Below are 17,038 nucleotides of genomic sequence, written 5' to 3'. Positions count from 1 at the left end.
TGTCTGGAGAAATAATCTGCTTCCTTTGATCGTATGGCGAGGAGGACCTCGCCCATCCAGGAGGGGGGCCCGCCCGGCCGGGCCGGGCCGGCCGGAAGAGTGACCGCGGCCCTGCTCACCGGAACGTCCGGGCAGGTCGCGAGAATTCCGACAGGAACTCGATGGACGGCTTCAGCACGTTCGTCACGCCGGAGCCCCGGTGGCGGCCGGGCCCGGTTTCACCAGTGCAGCGGCTTTCACCGGGTCGGTTTCCCCCACCCCGTGGGACGGGCAGAATGTTGCCACCGTGCAGGCGCCACAAGCCGGACGGCGGGCGTGGCAGGTGCGCCGACCGTGGCAGATCAGCGTGTGCGAGAGCATGGTCCACTCCTTGCGGGGGAAGAATTCCCCCACCTCGGTCTCGACCACGACCGGGTCCTCGGCCGTGGTCCATCCGAACCGGCGCGCCAATCGTCCGAGGTGGGTGTCGACGGTGATACCTGGGACGCCGTAGGCCTCCCCCAGGACGACATTGGCGGTCTTGCGTCCGACGCCGGGGAGTGCGACGAGCTCCTTCTGGCAGCCCGGCACCCGACCGTCGTGTCGGGCGAGGAGTTCCGCCGACAGTCTCAGCAGGGCATCGGCCTTGTTCCGGTGGAAACCGATGGGCCGGATGATCTCCTCCAACTCAGTCCGCTCAGCTGCGGCCAGCGCGGCGGCATCAGGATATGCGGCGAACAAGGTCGGCGTGACGCTGTTGACCCGGACATCGGTGGTCTGGGCGGACAGCACCGTGGCGACCAACAGCTGGAAAGGATCCGCGAAATCGAGTTCGCAATGGGCATCCGGATAGCGTTCCCGCAGAAGACGATGGATCCTTCGAGCCCGACGGACCCGAGCGAGCTGACTCGGCTCCCCCGGTCGTTCGGTGACCGCCGCACCGGCTGTCATCGCGTTCTCCCCCTCGTTCCCCGGCCGTCCTTTGCGCGGCATCCATGACTTTCGAGACATTACGCCTCGCTGTGCAAGGAAAAGGCTACGCCGCTGCTCTGAACGGGACCTCTCCGTCCGCTGAGTGTCCTTGTCCCTGTGCCGGAGGAGACCACCAGTTCGACGCTGACGACATATTCGGACAGATGTCTTAACGAGTTCCTGCGGGACCCACGTGATCTGGCGCACAGCTGTGGCAGAGTAGGGGTCGTGGACAACGCTGTGGTGAGACGCTCCCCCCTCTTTGCCGCCCTGAACGACGACGACGTCGATGCCCTGCGCTCCACGATGTCGGAAACTCGCCTCCAACGAGGCGACGTCCTCTTCCGCGAAGGCCAACGAGGGGACAGTCTCTACGTCATCGTGTCAGGCAAGATCAAGCTCGGACGGTCGAGCACCGACGGCCGGGAAAACCTGATGGCCATCCTCGGTCCCGGCGAGATGTTCGGTGAGCTGAGCCTGTTCGACCCGGGTCCGCGTACGGCCACCGCCACCGCCGTCGCCGACACCGAACTCATCGGCATGGGCAACGAGTCCCTGCACGAATACCTCAAGGACCGGCCTGCCGTCTCCCTGACCTTGTTGGCCTCCTTGGCCCGCAGGCTCCGCCGGACGAATGACTCCGTCGCCGACCTCGTCTTCACCGATGTGCCCGGCCGGGTCGCCAAAGCACTGCTCGACCTCGCGAACAGGTTCGGTCAGCCCGCCGACGAAGGTGTCCTCGTCGCCCATGACCTCACCCAGGAAGAACTCGCCCAGCTCGTAGGCGCATCCCGGGAGACCGTCAACAAGGCTCTCGCCGACTTCGCCTCCCGTGGCTGGCTGCGGTTGGAAGCGCGAGCTGTGGTTCTCCTCGACGTCGACCGTTTGTACCGCCGCTCCCGCTGACGCAACTTCCGGGGCATGTCGCGCAGGTGCGACATGCCCCGGATCCGTCCTGCCGGAGGCAGCCGGTGGCCCGGTCAGCCGAGGCCCTCGACCCTCAAGTAGGCGAGTTGAGCCTGGACCGAACGTTCGGCGGCCGGTCGCAACGCCGGGTCGAGGCCTGCGTAGACACGGTCGACGACCTGGGAGACGCCGGAGGCCCCCTCGCTGAGTGCGGCGCGGATCTGGTCGAGTCGGTCGAGCCGATGCCGACGATAGGCCTCGACGACTTCCGCAGCGTGGGCAATGGGCCCGCCGTGGCCGGGGAGCAGGTCGGTGACCTGCCCGTCCGCAATGAGAGCGGCGATCTTCTCCAGGCTGAGGAGGTATTCGGCGAGGCTGCCGTCCGGCCAGTCGACGACGCTGGTCCCCCAGCCCAGGACAGTGTCCCCGGTGAGTAGCGCGCGGTCGTCGGCCACGAGGTAACTGATGGAATCACCACTGTGTCCGGGGGTGGCGACGACGTGCACCTCGACCCCGCATTCACGGAGGACGTCACCGTCGGCGAGGTCATGGCGTCCGTCGCCGATGGCGTTGACGTGGCAGTGGGCGAGATCGGCGAAACGGTGCGCTCCCGCAGCGTGATCGGGATGGCGGTGGGTGAGGAGCACCCGGGAGACCCGGCGTTCGCCGATCCGGCCGAGGACCCGGCGTAGATGTTCTTCGTCCAAGGGGCCTGGGTCGACGACGAGGCAGCTTTCGTCGCCGGGGTCGGCAACGATCCAGGTGTTGGTTCCTTCGAGGGTCATCGCCGAGGGGTTGGGGCAGACGATGCAGTCCACCCTGTCGCTCCAACGTCCGCCGGCCCACGTACCTTGCGCCCACCGGGGTGGGCGGGCGACGAGTTCTTCGGTCTGTCGGTCCGGTCCGTTCATGGCGTTCTCCCGTTCTGCGGGTGAGTAGGGTCGGCTCGGCCGGATGTGACGCGCTGGGCGACGATCTCGTACCTGTCGGCGGTCCGGACGGGAACAGCCAGGAGCGCAGGGACGACAGCTGCGGGGTCCTGGTGGTGCCACCATTCGGCGGCGGTTCGGGCGGGGCCGTCGAGCAGTGCGTCGAGACGGGACCTGGTGGGAGGAAGGATCAGGGCCTGTCCGACGTGGACCTCGGCGAGGAGGTCGGCAGGACGGACCCAGCGTGCGTCATCGGCCTCGGTGCAGTCGCCGTCCGGCTGCTGGCCGGTGGGGAGCACGGCGGCGAAGAAGCGGGTGCTGTAGCGGCGGGATTCGAATTCGGGGGTGATCCAGTGGTCGACGGCACGCAACAGGTCGGCGCGTAGGACGAGTCCGTTCTCCGCGAGAAGATCGGCGAAGGTGAGCCGGTGGACGACGAGTGCTTTGCGGGCGGCCGACCAGTGCGGGGTGTCGAGGTCGGCGACGACGTGATCGGGGTCCGGCCCGGCGAGCAGGACTCCGCACTCCTCGAAGAGTTCACGGGCTGCAGCCACCACAAGTGCTCCGGCAAGCTCCGGGTCCGGCAGGTCGAGGACTCGCGCCCAGGCCCGGGGGTCGGGTCCGTGCCAGGCCGATGGACGCTGATAGTCGGTGGGGTCGACGCCGCCGCCGGGGAAGACATAGGTGCTGGGCGCGAAGAGCATGGTCGCCGCCCGTCGAAGCACAAAGACTTCGAGCCCGCCAGATGTCCGGTCGGGCTGTGCGTCGTGTCCTCTGGTCCGATCACGCAGAAGGACGACGGTCGCGGCATCGCGAGGTCCGACGGCGGTGGCGCCGCTCTCTTGCCAGGCCCGGACCTGCGCGGTCCGATCTCCCGGCAGTGGGTAACGGCGGCCACCGTTCATCGGGTCACTCCTCCACGAGGGCGACGACCATCTCCACCTCGACGGGAGCATTGAGCGGAAGCGCAGCCACTCCGACGGCACTGCGAGCGTGCGCGCCTTTCTCCCCGAAGGCTTGCGCGAGCAGCTCGGACGCCCCGTTGATCACGACAGGCTGCCCGGTGAATCCGGGAGCGCTGGCGACGAATCCGACGACCTTGACTACCTGGGCGACCTTGTCCAGGTCGCCGACCACAGATTTCACTGCGGCAATGGCGTTGAGTGCGCAGATCCGGGCTAGTTCTTGGGCCTGTTCGGCGGTCAGGTCGGCGCCGACCAGACCAGCGCCAGCCAGTTCACCTGCGACCAGCGGAAGCTGGCCGGACGTATAGATGCGCCGCCCGTCCTGGACCGCAGGGACATAGGCAGCCACCGGTGCGGCCACCTCCGGGACGGTCAGGCCCAGCGCCGCGAGGCGTTCTTCCACCTGGCTCATGGATCAGTTCTCCTTCGGGCGTTTGAAGTAGGCCACGAGGTTTCCCTCGGCCATGGTCACTACCTGCACCAGTTCCCAACCGTCCTCGCCCCAGGTGTTGAGGATGGCCTGGGTGTTGTGGATCAGGACCGGCGTTGTTGCGTACTCCCACCTCGTCATATCTCTCAGCCTACTGGGCCGGGCCTGTCGAGGGCCGGACCGGCATGGATTGCCAGGTCGGCCGATCATCTTGAGCTGCAGAGCAGGACGAGCACAGGGCGCTCTCCTAGACTTCACTCATGCCGGACATCGCTGGGAAGCCTGGTGAACGGGCCCCGACGTCGGACTGGCCTGGTGTACGCCTGCACGTCGTGACCGGGAAGGGCGGCACCGGGAAGACGACCGTCGCGGCCGCGCTGGCCTTGGCGCTGGCCAGTCTGGGCCGCAGAGTGCTTCTCGCCGAGGTGGAGGGCCGCCAAGGGTTCAGCCAGGTCCTGGACGTGCCGCCGCTGCCGTGCACCGAACGCTTGATGTTGAAGGTCTCCGGCGGCGGGGAGATGTGGGGGCTGGCCGTCGACGCGAAGGCCGCGCTGGTGGAGTACCTGGAGCTCTTCTACCACCTGGGCCGGGCCGGGCGGGCCCTGGAGAAGGTGGGAGCCATCGATTTCGCGACGACGATCGCTCCCGGGGTCCGGGACGTCCTGCTCATCGGGAAGGTCTACGAGGCGGCCCGGCGCCGGGCGGATCGTCCGCTCCCGGACGGTACCCCGGACTGGCATTACGACGCGGTCGTTCTCGATGCGCCACCGACGGGCCGGGTGGGGCGTTTCCTGGGGGTGAACCAGGAGGTCGCCGACCTGGCACGGGTGGGGCCGATCCGGAGCCAGGCCGATTCCATCACGAAGTTGCTGCGTTCAGGGTCGTGCGCGATACATCTGGTGACCTTGTTGGAGGAGATGCCGGTGCAGGAGGCGGTGGACGCCGTCGCGGAGCTGCGGGCGGCGGGACTGCCCTTGGGCGCGGTCGTGGTGAACCAGGCTCGGGATCCGTTGCTGACTCCGCAGGAACTGGTCTGTTTGTCCGATGGCCGGATCGATCATGCAGCGCTGGCCCGCGTGTTGACGGACTCCTCGGCGTGGCCCGGTCCGTTCTCGGGGCGGGCTGAGGGGCAGCAGGAGGGGTGGTCGGCTGCGGCGGTGGACTCCCTGGTCGCGCAGGGTTCGGCTCATGCAGACCGGATGCGTCTGGAGAACGAGCAGTTCGCCGTGGTGGAGTCCTTGGGCCGTCCGGTTTATGTGCTGCCGCCGCTGCGCGAGGGAATGGATGCCACGGGTATCCGGGTGCTCGCGCAGGAACTCGCGGACCAGGCCGCCTGGTGAAAGAGGTGGATGAGTGATGAAGCCCGGGCCACGGAACACGGATATCAGCATGGGTCACGCTGTTCATCGGGGTGTCCGAGCGGCCAGGTCCGCCGAGCTGCCGTCACCGGCCTTGGACATCGATGCACTGTTGGACGATCGAGGGACTCGGATCGTCGTGTGTTGCGGCGCCGGAGGGGTGGGCAAGACGACGACGGCAGCCGCGCTGGGCTTGCGGGCGGCCGAACGTGGTCGTCGTGCAGTGGTGTTGACCATCGACCCTGCGCGTCGGTTGGCGCAGTCCTTGGGCCTGGCCGAGCTGGACAACAGCCCTCGGGAGGTGTCAGGGGTCGACCGCTCGGCGGGCGGTTCCCTGGACGCGATGATGCTGGACATGAAGCGGACCTTCGACGAGGTCGTGCAGGCGCATGCCAAGCCGGAGAAGGCGGAGCAGATCCTCGCGAACCCCTTCTACCAGGCGTTGTCGAGTTCGTTCGCGGGCACGCAGGAGTACATGGCGATGGAGAAGCTGGGGCAGCTCCACGACCGGCGGGACGAGGACGGCCGCCCGTACTGGGACCTGGTGGTGGTGGACACCCCGCCGAGTCGTTCGGCACTGGACTTCCTGGACGCCCCTGAGCGTCTGGGCAGCTTCCTGGACGGGCGGTTCATCCGGTTGATGGTGGCTCCGGCGAAGGCGGGCGGGCGGGCTTATCTGCGGTTCGTGCAGGCGGGGATGTCCGCGACGGCGCATGCCCTGTCCAAGATCCTGGGGGCGCAGATGCTGCATGACGTACAGACGCTGGTGGCTGCCCTCGACACCGTCTTCGGGGGATTCCGGGAGCGGGCTACGCACACCTATGCGCTCCTGCAGGACGCGGAGACGGCTTTCCTGGTGGTGGCCTCACCCGAACGGGATGCTCTGCGGGAGGCCGGTTATTTCATCGATCGGCTGGCCGCTGACGGAATGCCCCTGGCGGGGGTGGTGGTGAACCGGATGGCCCGGGTCGAGGTGGAATTACCTGCGGATGCTGCTGATCGGGCGGCAGATCGGCTGGAGTCGATCGCGGAGCCGGACGAGGTCCACCGTTTCGCTGCGGCACTGTTGCGCCTGCAGGCGGTGCAGGACGAATTGACGAGGCGCCAGCAGGCTGCGACCCGTCACCTGGCGGAGGGACATCCGGGAGTGCCGGTGGTGCAGGTTCCTTCCGCGGCGGTGGACGTCCATGATCTGGAGGCGCTACGTCGGATCGGGGCGGACCTGGCGGCCGATGCGGCGGCGTGACCGGCCGGTGTCGGCAGGTTCAGGCGCTGGCCCGGTTCTGCCGATCTGCTTCGAAGAGCATCCTGAAGGAGGGGATGTTCGGATGGCGGCGCAGCATGGCGCGGCGTTCCCGCTCGGTCATTCCGCCCCAGACCCCGAACTCGGTCCGGTTGTCGAGGGCATCCGCGAGGCATTCGGCGATGACAGGGCACCGTTGGCAGATCTGTTTGGCCTGTTGTTGGGCTGCCCCTTGCACGAAGAGTGCGTCGGGGGACGAAGCCCGGCAGGCTGCCAAGGGGGTCCACTCGACTATCCAGTTGGTCTGTTGCGTGTGCTGTTCCTGGGCGACTGTGCTCACCGTTTGCCTACCCTTGCCTGGGCCTGCTCTGGTCAGGCCGCCGACATGATGACAATTTGCACAGTAGGAACCCTGATAGGCCGTGCCCATCCCTCTAAAGAGCCCACCCTTATAGTCATAAAGAACTAGTCACTCGATGTAATCGGTTCCATCCTTCGGTGGAATCCTTTGCGGTTAGCTGGCCGAGAAGCCTTGTTGATCATGGATACTCAACGTGCGACGCGCATACTGGCCCACTGTGCCCCATGTTGGCCCGCCTCCACGCGTTGACATGGGGCACAGTCGGGACTACTCCAGACAAAGTCTGCGCAGCCTGGGAGACCACAAAGGTGCGTGATTCGTTACCCGCCCGGAAGGGGCCGCCTGCGCCCTCGCCCCTCAGACCCACGTACCCTTGACCACATGCAGCGCCGTGCCACCCGGTTCACCAACGTCCTCAATCTCATGGGCGCTTTCCTCGCCGCGTCAGTGGTCATGGGCTTCCTAGCCGCTGGACTGGCAATTCCTCTGGTCGGCGGCGCCGGGGCCTCGACCAAGCTGGCCATCGGCACCTTCGAAGCGCTCCCCAGCCAACTGACCGCGCCCGCCATCGCCCAGCAGACCCGCATCCTGGCCGCTGACGGCACCGAGCTGGCCACTCTCCTCAACGAGAACCGCTCCGTGGTTCCTCTGTCCCAGGTGTCCCCGATGATGCGCAAGGCACAGGTCGCCATCGAGGACGAACGCTTCTACGAGCACGGTGGCGTCGACGTCCGCGGCCTCATGCGCGCTTTCGTGTCGACCATGCGCGGCGACAAACAGGGCGCCTCCACCATCACCCAGCAATACGTACGCCAGTCCTTGATCACCAACGCGCTGCGCAATGACAACCATGACGCTGCAGCCGCCGCCGAGCAGCGCAATGGTGTCCCCGGCATCGTCCGTAAGCTCAAAGAGGCGAAGTACGCCATCGAGATCGAGAAGAAGATGAGTAAGGACCAGATCCTCGAGGGATACCTCAACCTGGTCTTCTACGGCGCGAACTCCTACGGAGTCGAAGCTGCCGCGCAACGCTACTTCAGCATCCCGGCGAAAGACCTCAACCTCGCCCAGGCGGCCATGATCGCCGGTATGGCCCAGCAGCCGACCGCCTACAACCCTCTGGTCTACCCGCAGGCAGCCCTGCACCGCCGCAATGCCGTGCTGGACCGGATGGCCGCCGGTGGCTTCGTCACCAAGGACGAGGCCACCGAAGCCAAGGCCGCCCCGCTGGGCACCAAGGAACAGGACATCAAGACCTCCTGCGAGACCGCGGTCGACAAGTGGGTCTGCTTCTACGTGAAGTCCTGGCTGAAGAAGAATGTGCCCGCGCTGGGCGCCAACGAAGCCGAACGGGAGAGCCGCCTGATGCACGGCGGCCTGACCGTCCAGACCACCTTCGACGTGAAGCTCCTCAAGGAGAGCCGCCGGATCCTGACCGAATGGGTGCCCCCCGCCCAGGAGAAAGAGGTCGGCACCGCCGCCGCTGTCGTCGAGCCCGGCACCGGAAAGGTGCTCTCGATCGCGCAGAGCTCCCAGAACAAGAACCACCTCATCTGGTCGGTCGACGCCGAATACGGCGGATCGGCCGGGTTCCAGATCGGCTCCACCGCGAAGATGTATGCCGTTGTCGAGGCCCTCAAACAAGGGATGACCGCGAGCTCCTCGGTGAACTCCACCCCCAGCGGAACGGTTTACAACCAGGGACGCTTCCGTGCCGGGGAATGCAAAGCCATGGGTGGCCCTTGGCCGGTGCACAACGTCGAAGGGTCCGCCAGCGGAACCATGTCCATCAGGGCCGCGACAGTAGCCTCGGTGAACACCGCTTTCGCCGACCTCGCCACGAAGATCGGCGTCTGCAAGCAGAAGGCGACCATGAAGGACATGGGCCTGCACACCGGCAGCGGAAAGCCCTATGGCGACTTCTCCCCCAGCATCATCCTGGGCGCGAACGAAGCCTCTCCGCTGACGATGGCCGCCTCCTATGCCACCCTCGCCGCGAACGGCAAGTACTGCGAGCCCTACCCGGTCGAGTCGGTCACCCAGCACGACGGCAAGAAGCTGCCCTTGCGCATCGGTCAGTGCCGCGACACCGGAGTGAGTGCGAAGGTCGCCCAGGACACCACTGACATCCTCAAGGGCGTCGTCTCGCCGAACAACCTGTCCGAAGGCAGGGACGCCGCCGCCAAGACCGGAACCACCGACGGAAACGCCCAGACCTGGATGGTCGGCTACACCCCGCAGCGTTCCACCGCTGTGTGGACCGGCCGCCCGGAGAAGGGCAACAAGTCGATGCAAGGCATCCGGATCGGAAGCCGCTACTGGGCCAACCCGTACGGAGGAACCCTCTCCGGGCCGACCTGGAAAAAGATCATGGATGTCGCGCACGTCGGTCTGCCCAAGGCACAGTTCAGCGGTTCAGCGGCTCAGTCCAACAACCGGGTAGCGGTTCCCACCGTGGTCGGCTCCTCTGAAGAGGACGCGAAGAAGACACTGGAAGCAGCCGGTTTCAAGGTGGTCGTCTCCAACCAGAAGGAGACGACGACCGAGGTCGAGCCGGGCACCGTGGCGCGCACCGACCCGCCTGCAGGAACCCAGATCAACAAGGGCGAGACGGTGAGCATCATCCTCGCAGCCGGTGGCGCGCCGAAGCCGTCGACCGGAACCAGCGCCCGACCTGAGCGCCCGGGAGCCCGACCGGACGGGGCTGCCGGTGGTGGTGCTGCTGGCGGTGCTGCCGGTGGTGGTGCTGCTGGTGCTCCTGGCGGCGGTCGAGGAGCAGGCATCGCCGGTGTTCCAGGTGGGGCAGGCGCTGCCCCGGCCAGGCCTGGCGCTCCGGCGCCGGGGGCTCCCCCGCCCGCGCCGGCCCGATGATCTGATACTTCCTCAGCTACCGATCCAAGGGTGGCTCTGACGGAGATACTTCCGGCAGAGCCACCCTTCGGTCGTCTCCACACCGTCCTGCTCTGCCATGACCTCGCCCGGCTCTGGTACTCGCCCCCACCCGCTCGGTCCGATTCAGCAAAGTCGTTGAGATCGCTCTCGAAGAACCGATGTCAGAGGCTGGGCGGCTCGCCCGCACCCGAACTTCTCTGGGAAGATGTCACACGATGAACACCTTGACGAAGACGGCCCTGTCAGTGGTGGGTGCAGGAATCTCCTGCCTGGCCTATGCCTCGCTCATCGAGCGCAATGCTTTCGTGGTGCGTGAACGTTCGGCCCCTGTCCTGCCCCCCGGTGCTCGACCACTACGGGTCCTTCAGGTGTCCGACATCCACTTGATGCCTGGGCAACGCCGCAAGGTCGCCTGGATCAAGGAACTGGCTCGGCTGCGTCCCGACATGGTGGTGAACACCGGAGACAATCTCTCCCACCCGGAGTCGGTCGAGCCGCTCCTGGAAGCGATGGCGCCCTTCCTCGACCTGCCCGGTGCCTTCGTCCTGGGATCGAACGACTACTTCGCCCCGCGGCCGAAGAACCCGGCGATCTATCTACGCCACAAGACCCGCATGCCCATGACCTCTCGGCTGCCCACCGATGCTCTGGTGGCCGGGCTGCGGTCCCAGGGGTGGCTCGACCTCAACAATGTGCGCAGCCGGGTGGAAATCGCCGGGCTCGATCTGGAACTGGTCGGGGTCGACGACCCCCACATCCAGCTCGACCGCTACGACGAGGTGGCCGGCCGGGCCGACCCCTCGGCCGACCTGACCATCGGCGTGGTCCACGCCCCCTACCAGCGGGTACTGAACGCCATGACCAGGGACGGCGCAGGGATGATCATCGCCGGGCACACCCACGGCGGACAGATCGCGATGCCCTTCATGGGCGCCTTGGTCACCAACTGCGATCTCGACCGCCGCCGCGCCAAAGGGATGTCCCGCTGGTGGCCCGGTGCTAACGGCGCGCCCGATAGAGAAGCCCCCGAGAATGCCGCCTGGATGCACGTCTCCGCAGGGCTGGGCACATCTCCTTACGCCCCAGCGAGATTCGCGTGCCGACCCGAGGCCACCCTGTTGACCTTGACGCCACGTGATCGGTGAACGACGGATGAACGCCCGACCATCCCCGATTCGGAAGTTCAACACCTGATCGGCTACCATGAGTCGTCGCCGGTTCCTCCTAGGTCTAACCTGGGTCAGCACCCGGCGACCAGCCACGGGGTGTGGCGCAGCTTGGTAGCGCGCTTCGTTCGGGACGAAGAGGCCGCAGGTTCAAATCCTGTCACCCCGACCATCGTTAATACAGAGACAAGGTCCTTTACCCAGATCGGGAAAGGGCCTTTTTTCATGCGGCGACTCGCGCCGCATTTCTCTTTTCCCCGCAGTGCGCTCGGCCCGCCCACTGACTCGTGGCAAGGCCCTGCGCACGCTTCCCCACGAGACCATGACCTCCTCCAGCAGCACCACGCGCAGCACCGACCAAGCACGTCCACCGATCGACCGGCCACCCGCAGGCGGGACTCACCCACCCCGCCCGTATTCACCTTTCACTTTAGTTAAAACCACAGGCCAACGTTTTCATGAGCGTGGTTCACCAATTTTCAGAAGTCCACACACTCTCCACACAAGGGCGCTGAGATATCCAAATAATTCGGGCATTTGAACCCAAATGTACGGATCATCATCCCCTCAACCCATGCAGGAAAAATCCAGGACACCTCCTTAGAGTGCGACTCCGGGACGGACACCCCGCCATCTCGCGATCAAGCCCATCATCTTTATTTCAACAAGATTTCCCGAGAAGGAAATCTATGATACAAAGAGCCCGGCATCTCGGGGGGACTGTCCGGAATGCCCTTATCAACAAGGTGAGGAGCTTTGAACGAATGGTCCATATAGGGAGACGTTCCTTCATTGTCATGTCCGGTGCAGCAGCCCTGGGTATAGGGCTGGGCACCTCTACCAGCCATGCTGCGGAAGAAAAAAGTAAAGAAACAAAGATCTACGACGACGCCTCCAACAAACAAGGCATCCCGATCACCGTCCTCGCTGCCTTCGCCCACTGCCAGAGCCGCTGGCAGGACCACGGCGGACGCCCCAGCGTCGGCAACGGCTTCGGCCCCATGCACCTGATCGACGCCGCCGAACGCCAACGCGGTCTCGAACGGGCAGGTAAACCGATCGCCGCCTTCGAGGACACCCTGGAGAGCGCCACCAAGATCAGCGGAATCCCCGCCGACAAGATCCGCAATGACGCCGGCGCCAACGTCGAAGCCGGCGCCGCGCTCCTCGTCCACCTGCAAAAGAAGGCCGGCCACCCCGTCGGCGCCGACACCAAGCCCGAAGCCTGGTACCTCGCCGTCGCCAGGGCCAGCGGCATGTCGACGATCGAAGCGCAGAGCACCTTCGCCGACCGCGTCATGAAGACCGTCGCCTCAGGGCAAAAAGAAAAACTGCCGGATGGCAAGTTCCTCGTCCTGGAGAAGAGCGAAGTCGGCTCCGTCGAAGCCCAGAAAGAAGTCCTGCTCCAATCGCGCGTAGACGATAAACCTCCGGCACCACCTGCCGACAAGAAAAAAATCGAGATCATGCCATCGCCCTACGAAAAGTACGGCGAATCAGAAAAAGACTACGGAAACCACGACCGCGCATTCCGCCCCAAAGCCCCCGCCATCAACTTCATCATCATCCATGACACCGAATGCTCATGGGATGTCGCAGTCAAGATGGTCAAGGACCCGAAGTACGTCTCCTGGAACTACACGATCCGCTCGAACGACGGCCACGTCGCCCAACACCTGAAACATCAGGACATCGGCTGGCACTGCGGCAGCTGGTGGTTCAACATGCACTCGATCGGCATCGAACACGAAGGCCACGCCGCCCGCGGCCACCGCTGGTACACCGAACCGATGTACGCCTCCTCCGCAGAACTCGTGAAGAACCTCTGCGAAGAACTCAAGGTCCCGATGGATCGCGCCCACATCATCGGCCACGACCAGATCCCCGGCGAGAAAACCGAACAGATCCCCAAGATGCACTGGGACCCGGGCCCCTTCTGGGACTGGGAGCACTTCTTCGAGCTCCTCGGCGCACCGCTCACCCAAGGCACCAGCAAAGACCCGATCAAACCCGGCGACGTCATCCGGATCCTCCCCGGGTTCAAAGGCAACGCCCAGCCACTCACCGCCTGCGGCAAAGACGGCCCCTGTGAAGCCGGGAACACCAACTTCGTCCCACTGCACACCAAACCGTCCACCAGCTCCGAACTCGTCCGCGACCCCGGGCTGCGCCCCAAAGGTGACCCCAGCACCACCCAGGTCTCCGACATCGGCGCCCGCGCCATCGCCGGAAGCGAATTCGTCGTGGCGAAGGTCGACAAGGACTGGACGGCCATCTGGTACCTGGGCGTCCTCGGCTGGTTCCACAACCCGCCTGCCACACCCAAGGCCCGCAAGGTCACCGAGAAACGCACCATCGCCACCACCACGGCGAAAACCAGGCTCTACGGCCGGGCCGTCCCCGAAAAGGCCGCCTACAAAGACCCCTCGCGTTACCAAGAGGTCAACTCACTGGTCTACAAGGTCGAAGCCGGACAGAAGTACGTCGTCGGCGATCTGAACCCGCCCACCGCCTACTACTGGTCGAAGTCCTTCTCCATGGACACCCCGAACGACCACGTCCTCATCACCGGAAAAGACCGCTACGCGCTGGTCTCCTTTGGACACCGGCTGGCCTTCATGAAACATGAAGAAGTCGCCTTGAGCTGACCACGGCGCGGTGGCGTCCGGTGCCGAAACGCCCGGACGTCACAGCGCCCCAGCGACTGCGCTTCTCAACGAGATTCCCGGCGGCAAGATCAGTCCTGTTCCAGCATGTTGCTCTTCGGCCTGTTCTGGTCACCCAGCACCCCGCTGATGATCCCCTGATCCGAGCCACCGTCGCCTCGACCCGGGCAAAGCGCCTGCACCACGCTGCCGGCATCCTCCTGAATCGCTCGTACCTTCTCTTCGACTTCCTCGGTCGCCTCCGCCGTCTCCCGAGCCAGATCCTTCACCAGCTCTTCCCAATGAGGGTGTAGGTCTGAGCCCTGCTGGCGGGCTGGAAACCGGCGCGTCGATCTGGGGATAGAGAAGAACGAGGATAAAGGTTTCCTACGCCTGACCTGAGTTCGCCCAGTCTGTGATTCCTGGCTGACGGCGACGGGCTGATCTGGGGGGGTGTGGCCCTGGCCGGTGTGAAGGGGTCACTAATAACCTGCTCGTGGCTAGCCTTGGGGGCGTGTCGTCTCGGTTCGTGCGCAAGGTGCGCACCTCTTCGGGCGCAGTCGCGGTCCAGGTCGTGACCCGTCAGGGGTGGGATGTCGTTGAGGTTGACCATGTGGGGTCGGCGCACACCGATGCCGAGTTGGAGTTGCTCGTCGCCGTCGCCGAGGAACGGCTTCGGTCGGGGCAGCAGGTGTTGGGTCTGGGGCCGTTAGAGCGGGTCGGGTCGCGGATGAGCGAGGTGGCTGACTGGACCAGCGACGGGCCGCCGCGGCTGCCGGTGCCGGCGGTTTCGGGTCGGCTCCGGACCGTGGCCGGCGGAGGTCGGGTGCTCTCGACCTCCGCGCTGCTGCTGTGGGAGGTCTTGACCAGCGCGTACACCCAGCTGGGATTCGACGTCATCGGTGATGAGACCTTCCGTGCGCTGGTGCTGGCCCGGATCATCGAGCCGGCCTCCAAGGCAGACACGATCCGGGTCCTCAGCGAGGTCGGCGTGCCCGCCCCATCGTTGAACACGATCTACCGGTGTCTGCAACGCTGCCAGGCGCGTGACTACCGCGGCCGGCTGGCCACGGGCCTGCCTGAGGCACTCGACGGCCACGACCGGCCATGCCGCGTTCGTCATGTACGACGTCACGACCTTGCACGTCGAGAACGAGAACGAAGACGGCCTGCGCAAAGTCGGGATGAGTAAGGAGCATCGCGTCGACCCTCAAGTCCAGGTCGGGCTCCTGGTAGACCCGGGCGGGTTCCCGCTAGAGGTGCACCTCTTCGAGGGCAACGCCGCCGAGACCACCACCCTGGTCCCGATGCTGACCCAGTTCCAGCAGCGCCACGGCGTGACCGCCATGATCGTGGTCGCCGATGCCGGGATGCTGTCCGCGGCCAACCTGAACGCCTTGGAGGATGCCGGGTTCTCCTTCATCGTCGGGTCGCGCCTGACCAAAGCGCCCTATGACCTGGCCGACCACTTCGCCCGGAAGGGGAACTACTTCACCGATGGGCAGATCCTGGAGTCGAAGCGGGTCATGGGCACCGGGAAAGCGGCCCGCGAGCGTCGGATCGTTTACCAGTGGTCCTTCAAGCGCCAAAAGCGTGATGACCGGACCATCAACGCCCAGATCACCAAGGCCGAGAAGGTCGCTACCGGCGCCACACCGTTACGCAAGACCCGGTTCCTCAAGGTCAGCGGCGCCGCCAAAGAGCTCGATCAGGCCACCATCGACCGCGCCCGTCAGCTCGCCGGACTCAAAGGCTATGTCACCAACCTCGACATCACCACGATGGCTGGAGCGGCGGTGATCAGCGCCTATCACGACCTGTGGCACGTGGAAGCCTCCTTCCGGATGACGAAGTCCGACCTTCGAGCCCGACCCGTCTTCCATCATCGACGCGAATCGATCGAGGCCCACCTGACCGTCGTGTTCGCGGCCCTGGCCATCACCGGCTACCTCACCTCGACGACCGGAACCTCCATCAAGAAGATCGTCCAGACCCTGCGCACCATCCGCGCGGCAACCATCGAGATCAACGGCCAACGACTCACCCTCGAGCCCGACATTCCCGAGCACGCCCAAGCCATCCTCACCACCGCAAGGGGGTCACTAAGCCAACTGGGAGAACTCAGGCTTGACTTCTGGAAGACCTCGACACGTGTGACACTTACCTTCGCCCTCATATTGACTGGATGGTCGCATCCCACAGAGAACAACACCCCATGGATTGCCAAGAGATTTATTTACTAGGCGAGAATTTACACTGCAGAAACCACACCACAATGTGTCATACCAACAGGTTCGCAGCTTTTCATGCCGAAGGGAAACCCTTCACAAGTAATACTCCCTGTTTTCAATAGTCGGAAAGGCTTCCATGCTTACGAGAAAGAGCGAGCCCTCTTCTGAATACAAAGATCCCAGCGGGCACTGAAATAAAAGACCACAAAAACAGTTGAAAAATAATAGAAATTAATCTATCAGGGGAGGCCGAGGATAGCATTGCTAATCTAATTCCATCCAAAGCCACCGTAGTGGGAATTAAGTGCGAAATATACTGCATCCATTGCGGCAATATTGAAACAGGGAACATAACTCCAGACAGTAGGGCGGTGGCCGTTGTGAAAACCCACGTTATCGGATCACCTTTCTTTGTAACTAACAAAACGCCACAACCCGCCAGGCCGAACCCAAAAAGAGTCAGCGTCAAGGAGAATAGAATTATTAAAAGACCTAAAATATTAATATTAAACGATATTTTAAATATAAATCCAAAGATAAAAATCATTAATGCAGACCCGGAAATCGTTCCAATTAATCCAGCTGCCGCAGAGAAGAGCATTGTTTTAATTAATGGCATCGGAGATGCAAATACTGACTCTAGTGTTCCCCCTCGCTGCTCTAGTGACAAATAGGAACTAAATGAAGATACGCAGATTCCTACGAATCCTGTGAATATAGATCCAGTAACAAAATATGAAAGAATGTCACCTCCATACGCCGATATACCCGGAAAAGAATTCCCTTCCTTTATAAAATTTCCCATGAATACAAATTGTAGAAGACTTATAGCTGCGGTTATTAGAGTTAAAGCGAGTGCAGTCTTATAGCTAACCTGCTCCAGGTAAATCCGCTTTAGATAGGCTGAAAATTGCCTTAAAGAATTCATTGAAACCCCTAGTTTCAGATTAGTTTTTATATG

General features: G+C 64.0%; 14 protein-coding genes, 1 tRNA gene and 1 pseudogene. 8 read left to right on the top strand and 8 right to left on the bottom strand.

Going from position 1 to position 17,038, the window contains the following annotated elements:
• Positions 1-183: 183 nt before the first annotated feature.
• Positions 184-930, bottom strand: a complete 747-nt coding sequence (gene nth, locus DX923_RS02120) for an endonuclease III (protein ID WP_116112353.1) — start codon at positions 928-930, stop codon at positions 184-186.
• 249 nt (positions 931-1,179) lie between these two features.
• Between nth and DX923_RS02115 the strand changes: the two genes are divergently transcribed.
• Positions 1,180-1,857: a Crp/Fnr family transcriptional regulator gene (locus tag DX923_RS02115; protein WP_116112351.1), complete on the top strand. Its 678-nt coding sequence runs from the start codon at positions 1,180-1,182 to the stop codon at positions 1,855-1,857.
• Between the two features lie 74 nt (positions 1,858-1,931).
• On the opposite strand, the gene DX923_RS02110 is transcribed toward DX923_RS02115, so the two are convergent.
• Genes DX923_RS02110 through DX923_RS02095 form a run of 4 tightly spaced genes read right to left on the bottom strand, consistent with a single transcriptional unit; the run spans position 1,932 to position 4,322 of the window.
• Complete coding sequence (locus DX923_RS02110) at positions 1,932-2,768, bottom strand: MBL fold metallo-hydrolase (RefSeq protein WP_116112350.1); 837 nt, start codon at positions 2,766-2,768, stop codon at positions 1,932-1,934.
• The gene (locus DX923_RS02105) at positions 2,765-3,691 is read right to left on the bottom strand and encodes an NUDIX hydrolase (protein ID WP_116112348.1); all 927 of its coding nucleotides are present in this window, start codon (positions 3,689-3,691) and stop codon (positions 2,765-2,767) included. The genes DX923_RS02110 and DX923_RS02105 overlap by 4 nt, the downstream gene beginning before the upstream one ends.
• 4 nt (positions 3,692-3,695) lie before the next feature.
• Positions 3,696-4,163, bottom strand: coding sequence for a RidA family protein (locus DX923_RS02100; RefSeq protein ID WP_116112346.1), 468 nt, complete (start codon positions 4,161-4,163; stop codon positions 3,696-3,698).
• Positions 4,164-4,166: 3 nt separating this feature from the next.
• The gene (locus DX923_RS02095) at positions 4,167-4,322 is read right to left on the bottom strand and encodes a DUF4177 domain-containing protein (protein ID WP_006501802.1); all 156 of its coding nucleotides are present in this window, start codon (positions 4,320-4,322) and stop codon (positions 4,167-4,169) included.
• A gap of 119 nt (positions 4,323-4,441) precedes the next feature.
• Here DX923_RS02095 and DX923_RS02090 point away from each other — a divergent pair, with 119 nt between their 5' ends.
• Both DX923_RS02090 and DX923_RS02085 read left to right on the top strand, forming a co-directional pair.
• Entirely contained in the window at positions 4,442-5,521 is a 1,080-nt protein-coding gene (locus tag DX923_RS02090) for an ArsA-related P-loop ATPase (protein ID WP_116112345.1), read from the top strand.
• A 49-nt stretch (positions 5,522-5,570) separates the two neighbouring features.
• Positions 5,571-6,785 carry an ArsA family ATPase gene (locus tag DX923_RS02085; protein WP_240322704.1) on the top strand — a complete coding sequence of 405 codons (1,215 nt, stop codon included), beginning with the start codon at positions 5,571-5,573 and terminating at the stop codon, positions 6,783-6,785.
• Positions 6,786-6,804: 19 nt separating this feature from the next.
• On the opposite strand, the gene DX923_RS02080 is transcribed toward DX923_RS02085, so the two are convergent.
• Positions 6,805-7,122: a WhiB family transcriptional regulator gene (locus DX923_RS02080; RefSeq protein WP_116112343.1), complete on the bottom strand. Its 318-nt coding sequence runs from the start codon at positions 7,120-7,122 to the stop codon at positions 6,805-6,807.
• Between the two features lie 402 nt (positions 7,123-7,524).
• On the opposite strand from DX923_RS02080, the gene DX923_RS02075 reads away from it, so the two are divergent.
• The 4 genes from DX923_RS02075 to DX923_RS02060 all read left to right on the top strand — a co-directional run bounded on the left by DX923_RS02075 (position 7,525) and on the right by DX923_RS02060 (position 13,849).
• Positions 7,525-10,014: a penicillin-binding protein gene (locus tag DX923_RS02075; RefSeq protein ID WP_205413092.1), complete on the top strand. Its 2,490-nt coding sequence runs from the start codon at positions 7,525-7,527 to the stop codon at positions 10,012-10,014.
• A gap of 236 nt (positions 10,015-10,250) precedes the next feature.
• Positions 10,251-11,180, top strand: coding sequence for a metallophosphoesterase (locus DX923_RS02070; protein ID WP_116112342.1), 930 nt, complete (start codon positions 10,251-10,253; stop codon positions 11,178-11,180).
• 116 nt (positions 11,181-11,296) lie between these two features.
• A tRNA-Pro gene (locus DX923_RS02065) sits at positions 11,297-11,373 on the top strand.
• Positions 11,374-11,965: 592 nt separating this feature from the next.
• Complete coding sequence (locus tag DX923_RS02060) at positions 11,966-13,849, top strand: N-acetylmuramoyl-L-alanine amidase (RefSeq protein WP_162872719.1); 1,884 nt, start codon at positions 11,966-11,968, stop codon at positions 13,847-13,849.
• An 89-nt stretch (positions 13,850-13,938) separates the two neighbouring features.
• Here the strand turns inward: DX923_RS02060 and DX923_RS02055 are convergent, their stop codons facing one another.
• Positions 13,939-14,136 (bottom strand): hypothetical protein, encoded by a 198-nt coding sequence (locus DX923_RS02055; protein WP_116112339.1) that lies wholly within the window; start codon positions 14,134-14,136, stop codon positions 13,939-13,941.
• A gap of 224 nt (positions 14,137-14,360) precedes the next feature.
• Between DX923_RS02055 and DX923_RS02050 the strand changes: the two are divergent.
• A pseudogene (locus DX923_RS02050) lies at positions 14,361-15,933 on the top strand (IS1634 family transposase); the annotation flags it as partial.
• A gap of 259 nt (positions 15,934-16,192) precedes the next feature.
• On the opposite strand, the gene DX923_RS02045 reads toward DX923_RS02050, so the two are convergent.
• Positions 16,193-17,005 (bottom strand): ABC transporter permease, encoded by an 813-nt coding sequence (locus tag DX923_RS02045; protein ID WP_116112337.1) that lies wholly within the window; start codon positions 17,003-17,005, stop codon positions 16,193-16,195.
• Between the last annotated feature and the right edge of the window lie 33 nt (positions 17,006-17,038).

Origin of the sequence: Austwickia chelonae, from assembly GCF_003391095.1 — a bacterium.
Taxonomy (GTDB): domain Bacteria; phylum Actinomycetota; class Actinomycetes; order Actinomycetales; family Dermatophilaceae; genus Austwickia; species Austwickia chelonae_A.
Note: the sequence above shows the minus strand (reverse complement) of the source record. Positions and strands in the feature narration are given on the sequence as shown.

What these genes read in the sequence shown, in the direction of transcription:
- DX923_RS02100 (WP_116112346.1), bottom strand. Translation starts at nt 4,163, where the DNA reads ATGAGCCAGGTGGAAGAACGCCTCGCGGCGCTGGGCCTGACCGTCCCG.
- DX923_RS02095 (WP_006501802.1), bottom strand. Translation starts at nt 4,322, where the DNA reads ATGACGAGGTGGGAGTACGCAACAACGCCGGTCCTGATCCACAACACC.
- DX923_RS02045 (WP_116112337.1), bottom strand. Translation starts at nt 17,005, where the DNA reads ATGAATTCTTTAAGGCAATTTTCAGCCTATCTAAAGCGGATTTACCTG.
- nth (WP_116112353.1), bottom strand. Translation starts at nt 930, where the DNA reads ATGACAGCCGGTGCGGCGGTCACCGAACGACCGGGGGAGCCGAGTCAG.
- DX923_RS02075 (WP_205413092.1), top strand. Translation starts at nt 7,525, where the DNA reads ATGCAGCGCCGTGCCACCCGGTTCACCAACGTCCTCAATCTCATGGGC.
- DX923_RS02085 (WP_240322704.1), top strand. Translation starts at nt 5,571, where the DNA reads ATGGGTCACGCTGTTCATCGGGGTGTCCGAGCGGCCAGGTCCGCCGAG.
- DX923_RS02070 (WP_116112342.1), top strand. Translation starts at nt 10,251, where the DNA reads ATGAACACCTTGACGAAGACGGCCCTGTCAGTGGTGGGTGCAGGAATC.
- DX923_RS02105 (WP_116112348.1), bottom strand. Translation starts at nt 3,691, where the DNA reads ATGAACGGTGGCCGCCGTTACCCACTGCCGGGAGATCGGACCGCGCAG.
- DX923_RS02060 (WP_162872719.1), top strand. Translation starts at nt 11,966, where the DNA reads ATGGTCCATATAGGGAGACGTTCCTTCATTGTCATGTCCGGTGCAGCA.
- DX923_RS02110 (WP_116112350.1), bottom strand. Translation starts at nt 2,768, where the DNA reads ATGAACGGACCGGACCGACAGACCGAAGAACTCGTCGCCCGCCCACCC.
- DX923_RS02090 (WP_116112345.1), top strand. Translation starts at nt 4,442, where the DNA reads ATGCCGGACATCGCTGGGAAGCCTGGTGAACGGGCCCCGACGTCGGAC.